The 336-nt window shown below is 55.1% G+C and carries 2 tRNA genes; both read left to right on the top strand.

The window, feature by feature from the left end:
- Nucleotides 1–92: 92 nt before the first annotated feature.
- Nucleotides 93–168, top strand: a tRNA-Phe gene (locus ACTJJQ_RS19280).
- 6 nt (nucleotides 169–174) lie between these two features.
- Nucleotides 175–247, top strand: a tRNA-Thr gene (locus ACTJJQ_RS19275).
- Nucleotides 248–336: the final 89 nt, after the last annotated feature.

The raw sequence follows: 336 nt of genomic DNA, 5'->3' as shown, positions 1-336 counted from the left end.
CGGTAGTTCAGTTGGTTAGAATGCCTGCCTGTCACGCAGGAGGTCGCGGGTTCGAGTCCCGTCCGGACCGCCATTTTTCAAAAAGAATACTTGGCTCGGTAGCTCAGTTGGTAGAGCAACGGACTGAAAATCCGTGTGTCGGCGGTTCGATTCCGTCCCGAGCCACCACTATTTGCCGGTGTAGCTCAATTGGTAGAGCAACTGACTTGTAATCAGTAGGTTGGGGGTTCAAGTCCTCTTGCCGGCACTGTTTTTCAAATGTGGAGGGGTAGCGAAGTGGCTAAACGCGGCGGACTGTAAATCCGCTCCCTCCGGGTTCGGCGGTTCGAATCCGCC

Source organism: Bacillus sp. 22483, from assembly GCF_052044605.1.
GTDB lineage: Bacteria > Bacillota > Bacilli > Bacillales > Bacillaceae > Bacillus > Bacillus altitudinis.
This window is presented reverse-complemented; position numbering and strand designations above follow the sequence as displayed.